This window comes from Aquabacterium sp. (genome assembly GCF_035476535.1).
GTDB lineage: Bacteria > Pseudomonadota > Gammaproteobacteria > Burkholderiales > Burkholderiaceae_C > Pseudaquabacterium.
Genome location: NZ_DATILJ010000179.1, coordinates 1 through 9,708 on the forward strand (window position 1 = coordinate 1; position 9,708 = coordinate 9,708).

At 67.7% G+C, this 9,708-nt stretch carries 9 protein-coding genes and 1 tRNA gene; 7 read left to right on the top strand and 3 right to left on the bottom strand.

The features are described from left to right. Positions 1–1,245: peptidylprolyl isomerase (locus tag VLK61_RS17320; RefSeq protein WP_325422863.1), on the top strand; the 1,245-nt coding region annotated here is incomplete at its 5' end. A gap of 42 nt (positions 1,246–1,287) precedes the next feature. After that, positions 1,288–1,363: transfer RNA gene (locus tag VLK61_RS17325), tRNA-His, on the top strand. 237 nt (positions 1,364–1,600) lie between these two features. Here the strand turns inward: VLK61_RS17325 and VLK61_RS17330 are convergent. The 3 genes from VLK61_RS17330 to VLK61_RS17340 form a co-directional block, all read right to left on the bottom strand. Beyond that, on the bottom strand, positions 1,601–3,934 hold the full coding sequence (locus VLK61_RS17330) for a sensor histidine kinase (RefSeq protein WP_325422864.1): 2,334 nt from the start codon (positions 3,932–3,934) through the stop codon (positions 1,601–1,603). Between the two features lie 40 nt (positions 3,935–3,974). Beyond that, positions 3,975–4,712: a response regulator transcription factor gene (locus tag VLK61_RS17335; protein ID WP_325422865.1), complete on the bottom strand. Its 738-nt coding sequence runs from the start codon at positions 4,710–4,712 to the stop codon at positions 3,975–3,977. Between the two features lie 90 nt (positions 4,713–4,802). After that, entirely contained in the window at positions 4,803–5,780 is a 978-nt protein-coding gene (locus VLK61_RS17340; protein ID WP_325422866.1) for an NADPH:quinone oxidoreductase family protein, read from the bottom strand. Between the two features lie 88 nt (positions 5,781–5,868). Here VLK61_RS17340 and surE point away from each other — a divergent pair, with 88 nt between their 5' ends. The 5 genes from surE to VLK61_RS17365 all read left to right on the top strand — a co-directional run. Then, positions 5,869–6,642: a 5'/3'-nucleotidase SurE gene (gene surE, locus VLK61_RS17345; RefSeq protein ID WP_325422867.1), complete on the top strand. Its 774-nt coding sequence runs from the start codon at positions 5,869–5,871 to the stop codon at positions 6,640–6,642. Continuing rightward, positions 6,639–7,460: a protein-L-isoaspartate(D-aspartate) O-methyltransferase gene (locus VLK61_RS17350; RefSeq protein ID WP_325422868.1), complete on the top strand. Its 822-nt coding sequence runs from the start codon at positions 6,639–6,641 to the stop codon at positions 7,458–7,460. The genes surE and VLK61_RS17350 overlap by 4 nt, the downstream gene beginning before the upstream one ends. 25 nt (positions 7,461–7,485) lie before the next feature. Continuing rightward, positions 7,486–8,400 carry a peptidoglycan DD-metalloendopeptidase family protein gene (locus VLK61_RS17355; RefSeq protein WP_325422869.1) on the top strand — a complete coding sequence of 305 codons (915 nt, stop codon included), beginning with the start codon at positions 7,486–7,488 and terminating at the stop codon, positions 8,398–8,400. A 27-nt stretch (positions 8,401–8,427) separates the two neighbouring features. Beyond that, positions 8,428–9,408, top strand: coding sequence for an RNA polymerase sigma factor RpoS (gene rpoS / locus VLK61_RS17360; protein ID WP_325422870.1), 981 nt, complete (start codon positions 8,428–8,430; stop codon positions 9,406–9,408). Between the two features lie 100 nt (positions 9,409–9,508). Beyond that, a partial coding sequence (locus VLK61_RS17365; RefSeq protein WP_325422871.1) for an ABC transporter substrate-binding protein occupies positions 9,509–9,708 on the top strand: 200 nt, incomplete at its 3' end.

Genomic DNA, 9,708 nt, shown 5'->3' on the forward strand with positions numbered 1-9,708 from the left:
GCGCCCGAGCAGGCCACCATCGACTACGTGGTGCTGGACCTCGAGACTCTGAAGAAGGGCATTGCCGTCAAGGACGAAGACCTGCGCAAGTACTACGACGAAAACGCCACACGTTACACCGCGGCAGAAGAACGCCGCGCACGCCACATCCTGATCAAGGCCGACAAGGACGCGCCTGCCGACGTCAAGCAGAAAGCCAAGGCCCGCGCCGAGGCGCTGGTGGCCGAGGCGCGCAAGAACCCGGCCAGCTTCGCCGAGCTGGCGAAGAAGAACTCGGATGACCCCGGCTCGGCGGCGCAAGGCGGTGATCTCGATTTCTTCGGCAAGGGGGCGATGACCAAGCCCTTCGAGGACGTGGTGTTCGCGATGAAGCCGGGCGAGATCAGCAACGTCGTCGAGACCGACTTCGGCTTCCACGTGATCCAGCTCGAAGCCACGCGTGGTGGTGAGAAGAAGCCCTTCGAGGCCGTGCGTGCCAGTGTCGAGGACGAGGTGCGCCGCCAGTTGGCGCAAAAGGGCTGGGCTGAAGCGACCGAGCAGTTCACCAACACTGTCTTCGAACAGCCCGACAGCCTGCAGCCGGTGATCGACAAACTCAAGCTCGAGAAGAAGAGCGCCACCGTGCAGCGCACGCCGGTGCCGGGCGCCGCTGGCGCACTGGGCTCGGCCAAGCTGCTGGAGTTTGTGTTCTCCAGCGATGCGATCCAGAACAAGCGCAATACCAATGCCGTGGAAGTGGGGCCGTCGCAAATGGCCTCGGCCCGCATCACGCAGTACAAGGCCGCGCATACCTTGCCGCTGGCCGAAGTGAAGGAACGGGTGCGGAGCCTGGTGCAGGCCGAACAGGCCGCGGCGCTGGCGCGCAAGGACGGCGAGGCCCGCCTCGCGCAACTGCGCAAGGATGGCGAGGGCGAACTGCCGAACGCTGCCACGGTGTCGCGCGCGAAACCCGAGGGCCTGCAAGGCCCGGCGCTCGATGCCGTGTTGCGTGCCGATGCCGGCAAGCTGCCGACCTTCACGGCCGTGGACGTGCCGGGGCAGGGCTACGTCGTCGCGCGCATCGACAAGGTGCTGCCGCGTGCCGTCGTGGCGGCCGAGACCGAGCGCCTGCAGGCGCAGTACGCGCGGGTGTGGGCCCAGGCCGAGTCGCAGGCTTACTACAGCGCGCTGCGCAAGCGCTTCAAGGTGGAGCAGCACGGCACGGCATCGGCTGCCGATGCCGCAGCTTCGGCAGCGAGCCGCTGAGTGCCTGCTGCTCGCAAGGCGCTATACTTGCCGGCTTCGACGGTGGCTGTAGCTCAGTTGGTAGAGTCCCAGATTGTGATTCTGGTCGTCGTGGGTTCGAGTCCCATCAGCCACCCCAGTCTCTGAACAAAAAGCCGGGCATTGCCCGGCTTTTTGTTGCCCGGCCTCCGCGATGGTTGGTGGGCCGGCGCGGTCCGCCCGGGACCGCGCGCTTAGCGAGAACGGCGTGTCTTGGGCACCGCCCGCACCGCACGGCTGATGCCTGCCGGCCCTGTGCCAGCTTCTCGCGCCGGTGTGCGATGACCGACACGATCACTTGACTGGTTATCCACTCAGTGAAAAACGGCTTGTCGACTCAGGCCCGCACGCCCAGCAGCGGCACCTTCACTTCGCAGGCAATGCCGTGGGCGCTGCGCTCGCGCCAGCGCACTTCGCCGCCGAGCAGCTTCACCCGCTTGCGCACGCCGCCCAGGCCCAACCCGTGCGACCAGGCCTCGGGCTGGCGGCCGATGCCGTCGTCGATGACGGTGAGCGTCAGCCGCCCGCGCTCATACACGCAGGCGATCTCGACATGGTTGGCCTGCGCGTGCGTGATGATGTTGTTGACCAGCTCGCGCAGCACCCGCGTCATGCCTGACCATTGCACGACGGTGAGCGGGATGTCGCGGTCGGCGCTGAAGGACCATTCCAGTTCGCAGTGCGTGAGCATCAGGCGCTGGGTGATGTCGGCCTTCCATTCGGCCGCGGCATGCGACAGGCGATGGCTGGATTTCGCGAGGCCGCGAGTCAGCGTCTTCAGGTCCTGCAGCGTGTGCCGCAGGTACTCTTCCATCTCCGGGTTCTGCGCCTTGTACATCAGCGTCAGCAGGCGGGCGCCGATGTCGTCGTGCAGATCCTGCGCGATGCGGGCGCGTTCTTCGCTGCGGCCCTGTTCCACCGCATGGTCGTAGGCAACGGCGCGGCGCAGCTGTTCCAGCACGCGGTCGGTCAGACGCGCGTCCTCGCTGGTGAACAGGCGCCGACCCCGCCGCGCGTAACGCAACACGATCGCGCCGGCTTCATCTTCCTCGGCCGCACCCGGCAGCCGCGGCACCGGCACCACCAGCGTCGAACCGTCGGAAGCCACTCGCGTGCGCGACACCGGGCGCGGCGCGCGCACGACTTCCAGCGGTTCGAACAGTTCACGCAGCAGCTTGGTGAGTTGATCGCCGGTCTTGCGTGGCGCGGCCTCGATCTCGCGCGCCACGCGGTACAGGCTCTCGAACATGCGTTCGGCGGTGAGCACGCCACTGCCGAGGATCTGGTTGATCAGCCACTGGCGCGCGCCGGCATACAGCGCCAGCGAGACGAACAGCGACAAGGTCAGCGAAGCGAATTGGCCGAGCGCGAACACCGCGACGAACAGCAAGTCCAGCGAGGTGGCGACGGTGCTGATGCCGGCCAGCATCGCGAACTCGCGCATCACATGCTGCGAGCGCGACATGAACGGCACCAGCAGCAGCAGCGAGGTGAAGAACACGTACCAGATCATCGAGCCGATGGTCGCCACGGTGTGCGGCGCCATGGCCTGGCGGCTGATCAGCGCCACGGCCAGCGTCAGCAGGATCAGCGTGCCGTTGGCGGCCAGACCCAGGCGCCTGAGCACCAGCGAGACCGGATGAGGTTCGCGCCGGTACGACCAGCTCAACACGCCCACCACGGCCAGGCCCTGCACGATCAGCAGGCCCTGCGTGGCCCACCACTGACCAGGCAGCGGGCCCAGCGCGGTGCGCAGCCCGAAGCCAAGTGCCAAGGCCCAGGTCGCCGTGGCCAGCCAGCGTGCATGCGGCAGCCGCAAGGGGTGCACCAGGCAAGCGTGCAGCACCGCGGCCATCGTCACCAGATCGCACAGCGTGCGCAGCACCAGGTCCAGGCGTGCAAAGCCGGGCGCGACGCCGAAGCCCCACATCGATTCGGTGGCGATCAACAGCAGGTTTCCGCTCTGGCACATGGCCATCAGTGCGTACATTCCGTTGGCCAGGCTGGGGCTCGCCAGCGCCACGACCACGCCGATCAGGTACAGCACCAGCGCCAGGCCGCACAACAGCCAGAAGACAGCACCCAAGCCGGAGAAGCCACGCGGCTGCGGCGCCACGTCGACCGTGCTGCGGTCGTCGAAGTACAGCTTCAGCATCGGCTGCGCGAGGGCACGGCCTATCTGGTCCTGCAACTGCAGCTGATGCCGGCGCTCGGTGTCGCTGACGATCCAGCGCGGTGAACGCTGCAGCCAGGCGGCGTCGGCCTCAAGGCGTTGGCCACTCGGGGCGTTGGCCTCGAGGCGTTGGCCATTCGGCAGCTCGACGGCCTGCAGTACGCGGCCGATCTTGGTGCGCAGCCGCACATCGTCGGTGGCCACCAGTTCGATGCCACTGGCTCCATTGGTACGCCATTGCGCATCCAGGTGCGGCAGGGTCGACAGGACACGCAGCACCGCGAACATGCCCACGCTGCCCAGCAGCGCCAGCACCACCAGCATGCGCAGCCGCCAGCCCATCCAGCGTGCCGCCGACGCGTTGCGCTGCAGCAGGGCCTGGTCGACCCAGCGTGAATCGAGCGTCGAGTCCTGGCGCGCGTCCGGCGCGGGCATCAGGGGTGCGGCGGCTGCGCCTTCACCGCCGTCGGTGATCGACCCGGACGGCTGCATGCTCATGCTGGAGAAACGGGAAATGGCCAGGCGTCGCCTGGTCCTGTCACACCAGGCCTTGCTTGGTGGCCAGCACCGCGGCTTCAGCGCGGCTGGACACGTTGAGCTTCTTGTAGATCGACTTGATGTGGTCGTTGACGGTGAACCACTTGATGCCCATCAGGCTGGCGATCTCCTTGATCGTGAAGCCCTTGCTCAGGTAGGTCAGCACTTCGCTTTCGCGCGGGGTCAGGCGGTCGTGCTCGGGCGGCTTCTCGATCGGCACCGGCCGGCTGGTGCCGACGAAATCGAGCGGCGCAAAGCCGGAATCGGGCGCCGGCCCATCGCTGCGCAGGCCGCTGCGGAAATGCGTTAGCAGCCGGCGCGCAATGGCGGGCGACAGCGGCGGTTGGCCGCGCACGATCTTCTGCAGTTCTTCGACGAGCACCTCGAAGCGGTCTTCCTTCAGCAGGTAGCCGTCGGCACCGCATTGCAGTGCCGGGAACAGGTGGTCGTCGTCCGAGTACAGCGTGGTCACGACCTTGGTGGCCGGGTACTGCGTCAGCTCGGCGAGCAGTTCCATGCCATTGCCGTCCGGCAGTTCGAGGTCGACCAGGATCAGCTTGAACGGATCTACCCCATGCAAGCCGCTGGGGCCGCCGGTGAGGCTGATTTGCGCACGTGCCGTTTCCAGGTCGCCAGCTTCGGTGATGGCGATCGAATCGCTGAAGCTTTCACGCACCACCCGGCACAGGAAGCTGCGCGCGACCGGGTTGTCTTCGAGAATGAGGACCTTGACGGCCATATGCTGTATCTCCCGGCTGGGATGCTAGCGCAGATGGTCCGGGGCCGGACCCCTCCTCGGGGGGAAAGCCGGGTCGATTGTCACCAACGCTTACGCATTGACCAGCACCACCTTGCCCAGCACCTGGCGGCCGCTCATGCGCGCGTAGGCGGCATGCAGTTCACTCATCGGCAGCAACTGGTCGATGACCGGTTTGATCTTGCCCTCGGCATACCAGGCACTCAGTTGCGCGAGGGAGGCCGCGTTGTTGATCGGCTCGCGCTTGACGAAGTCGCCCCAGAACACGCCGACGATGGCAGCGCCTTTCAGCAGCGCCAAGTTGAACGGCAACGCCGGAATGCCCCCGGCCGCGAAGCCCACCACCAGGTAGCGGCCGCGCCAAGCGATCGAGCGGAACACCGGTTCGGCAATGTCGCCGCCGACCGGGTCGTAGACCACATCCGGCCCCTTGCCATCGGTCAGCGCCTTCAGCGCATCGCGGATGTTCTCGCTGCTGTAGTTGATCACCGCATCGGCGCCGAGCGACCTGCACAGCGCGCACTTCTCGTCCGTCGATGCGGCGGCGATCACACGGGCGCCGGCGGCCTTGGCGATCTGCAGCGCGGCAGTGCCCACGCCGCCGGCGGCGCCGAGCACCAGCACGGTCTCGCCGGGCTGCAGCGCGGCGCGGTCCATCAGCGCATGGTGCGAGGTGCCGTAGGTGAAGGCGAAGGCCGCGGCATGCTCGAACTTGAAGCCGGCCGGCAGCGGCAGCAGCTTGTCGGCAGGCACGATGGCATGGGTGCCGAAGCCGCCGGTGCCGCTCAGCGCCGCCACGGCATCGCCCGGCTTGAACTGCGTGACGCCGGGACCCACGGCGTCGACCACGCCAGCGAACTCGGAACCCGGCACGAAGGGCAGCGGCGGCTTGAACTGGTACTTGTTCTGCACGATCAGGATGTCGGGGAAGTTCAGGCTCGCTGCCCGCACCGCCAAGCGCACCTGGCCTGGGCCGGGCTCGGGCGTCGGCACTTCTTTCCACTGCAGGGCATCGACGCCGATCGGGTTCTCGCAGATCCAGGCAAACATGGCAGGTCTCCTTTGTTGCGCCGGATGATAGGCAAGCGGCCGGCACACATCGCGTCACCAGGGTGACGACTGCCTACAATCCGCCGCCATGCGCATCCTGATCGCGAACGACGATGGTTACCTGGCCCCCGGCCTGTCGGCCCTGGTGGCGGCGATGCAAGGGCTCGGCGAAATCCGCGTCATCGCGCCGGAGCAGAACGCCAGCGGCACGTCGAATGCCTTGACCTTGAACCGGCCGCTGTCGGTGTTCGAGGCCCAGGCCGAAGCACAGCGTGGTTTCCTGGTCGTCAACGGCACGCCGTCGGACTGCGTGCATGTGGCGCTGACCGGCGTGCTGGAGATGCGGCCCGATCTGGTGCTGTCGGGCATCAACCAGGGCGCAAACATGGGCGACGACACCTTGTATTCCGGCACCGTCGCGGCGGCGATGGAGGGTTACCTGTTCGGCATACCGGCGATCGCGTTCTCGCAGGTCGACAAGGGCTGGTTGCACCTGGATGCGGCGGCGCGTGTCGCGCGAATGGTGGTCGAGCAGGTGCTGGCCCATCCGCCATCGCAGCAGCCCTGGCTGCTGAACGTCAACATCCCCAACCGTGCCGATGCCGAGCAGCTGCCGCGTCGCGTGACGCGGCTGGGTCGGCGGCACGCCAGTGAGCCGGTGGTCAAGCAGATCAGTCCGCGCGGCGAGGCGATCTACTGGATCGGCCCGGCCGGGGATGCGCGGGAAGCCGGCGATGGCACTGACTTTCATGCCACCGCGCAGGGCTGCATCTCGATCACGCCGCTGCAGGTGGACCTGACCGAACATGCCGCGCTACCAGCGTGGCGTGAGCGCCTGGCCACGACGGGCGGGCCGGCATGACGCGCCGCCCCGGTCCGCCCGCGCCGCGGTTTCCGCTGGCGCTGGACCAGGTCGGGCGCGGTGCCCCCGCTTCGGCGGCGCGCGAACCGCTGCGCCCGCAGCGCCTGCTGCGCGAGGCCGCGCAGGATGCGGCGCGCCAAGGCACACCCAGCGGGCTGGGGCTGGATTCGGCGCTGGTACGCCAACGCATGGTCGAACGCCTGCGCCGGGAAGGCATTCGCTGCGAACCGGTGTTCGACGCGATGCTTCAAGTGGCGCGCCATGCGTTCGTCGACACCGCGCTGGCCGGTCAGGCTTACGAAGACACCAGCCTGCCGATCGGCCACGGCCAGACGATTTCCAAGCCTTCGGTCGTGGCGCGCATGATCGAGTTGCTGTACGAAGGTGAACAGGCGCGGGCACATGGCCACCTCGGCAAGGTGCTCGAAGTGGGTACCGGGTGCGGCTACCAGACGGCCCTGTTGGCGCGCCTGGGCAAGGGTGTGGTGTCGATCGAGCGGCTGCGGCCCTTGTTCGACAAGGCCTCGGCCAACCTCGCGCCGTGGCGCTTCGATGCCGTGCGCCTGGTGTATGGCGATGGCATGCTGGGGCATGGCCCGAATGCACCATTCGACAGCATCATCGCTGCAGCGGGCGGCGATGCGCTGCCGCCGGCGTGGCTGGAGCAGCTGGCCGTCGGTGGCCGCTTGGTGGCACCGATGCACAGCAGCCGCGGCGCCGGGCAGGTGCTGGTGGTCGTCGATCGCCATGCCAGCGGCTGGGTGCACACGCATCATGAGGCGGTGCATTTCGTCCCTCTAAAATCGGGCGTCCTCTGAACCAGCCGTGCGCGGCTCCTCCACCATGCTTGATCGATTGCCGTTGCTGAGTGTTGTCCTGGTGCTGCTCATGGCGGGCTGCGCTTCGTCCCAACACAAGGCGCCGGTGGAAGATCGCAACGCACCGGCGCGGCAAGCCACGGCCGCGTCAGCCCCGGCCGCGGGCGCCTCGGCGCCTGCCGAAATCAAGCTGCTGCCGGGTGCCGAGAACGCCGGCAAGCCCGGCTACTACACCGTGAAGCCGGGCGACACGCTGATCCGCATCGGCTTCGAGCACGGCCAAAACTACCGCGACGTGGCCCGCTGGAACAACATCGACAACCCGAACTTGATCGAAGTGGGTCAGGTGGTGCGTGTGGTGCCGCCCGGTGTCGATGCGGCCGCGGTGGCGGCCCGTGGCGTGGTGGCTGCGCGTGCAGAGGCGCGCCCGCTGGATGCCAAGCTGCCTGCGGCGGCGGCTTCTGCTGCGTCCGCTCCGGTGGCCGCCGCGGCATCGGCCACCAGCCCGGGTGCTTCGGCGCCGGTGGTTGCAGCAACGCCACCGCCACCCGCCGCGCCGCGTGACGGCGACGACGACCTGAACTGGCTCTGGCCTGCTGCCGGCCCAGTGTCCGCCGGCTTCGAAGAAGGCCGCAGCAAGGGCCTGGCGATCACCGGCAAGGCTGGCGACCCGGTGCTCGCGGCGGCCGATGGCCGCGTGGTCTATGCCGGCTCCGGCCTGCGCGGTTACGGCAACCTCGTGATCGTCAAACATAACAACACCTACCTGACCGCCTACGCGCACAATCAGACCCTGTTGGTCAAGGAGGATCAGGTCGTGCGGCGCGGACAGAAGATTGCCGAAATGGGTGCCAGCGATGCGGAGCGGGTGCAGCTGCACTTCGAGATCCGTCGCCAGGGCAAGCCGATCGATCCGGCCAAACTGCTGCCGCCACGCTGACGCCGTAGCGGGCCACCGAGATGCACCATGGGCAGGAAGCAGCGCGACGCGCACGCCACCGGGTCCAGGGATATATCCAAGCCGCCGCCGGCTGCGCCGGACGGCGACGCTGACATAGAGCTTCCGACCAACGGCATCGAGATCGCGGCGGGTGACGCCGACATCGGCAACACGCTGCAGCTGTACTTGCGCGACATCCGGCGCGCGCCGCTGTTCACACCCGAAGAAGAGTTCCTGAACGCCACGCGCGCACGTCAGGGCGACTTCGACGCACGCCAGGCGATGATCGAGCGCAACCTGCGCCTGGTGGTCAGCATCGCGAAGAACTACCTCGGCCGCGGGCTGCCGATGTCCGACCTGATCGAGGAGGGCAACCTCGGGCTGATGCACGCGATCGCGAAGTTCGAGCCCGAGCGTGGCTTCCGCTTCTCGACCTATGCCTCGTGGTGGGTGCGCCAGAGCATCGAGCGCGCGATCATGCACCAGGCCCGACTGGTTCGCCTGCCGGTGCATGTGGTGCGCGAACTGAACCAAGTCCTCAAGGCCCGCCGCGCATTGGAAGGCCAGGCCTCGCTGCAGGCCGACGCGGCGCACTCGGTGCGCATCGACGACATTGCCGTGCGGCTAGGCCGCCCGGTCGAGGAGGTCAGTGCACTGCTGAAGCTGGCAGAACACCCCACTTCGCTGGATGCTCCGATGGAGGCCGATGCCGGCGAGTCCTTGCTCGACAGCGTGGTGGACGATCAGGCGGTCGACCCGATGGGGCTGATGCTCAGCCGAGAAGTCGAACAGCTGTTGACCCAGGGCATGGCCGAGTTGAACGACCGTGAGCGCGAGGTGCTGGCCGGCCGCTACGGCCTGCAGGACCGCGACCCGGAAACGCTGGAGATGCTGGCCGCGCGCCTGTGCTTGACGCGCGAGCGCATCCGCCAGATCCAGCAGGAAGCTTTGCTGAAGCTCAAGCGCCGCATGGCGCGCCAGGGCGTGGACCGCGATTCGCTGTTCTGAGGCTGCGCGAGGGCTGACACCGGGGCTAGCGTTTCCCTGAGGTGTGGCCGCGAATCCCCGGCGCTAGCATGGGCCGTACCCGCCGCAGGAGATCCTCGCCATGAAATCTGCCATCGTGCTTGCTGCGGCATGCCTTGCGGTCACCACGGCGTCGGCCCAGACCCAGGGGGTCAGCAAGACCGAGATCGTGATCGGCTCGATCCAGGATCTGTCCGGCCCGATCGCCGCGTTTGGCAAGCAGGCGCGGCTGGGCATGATGCTGCGCATCGATGAAGTCAACGAACAAGGCGGCGTCAACGG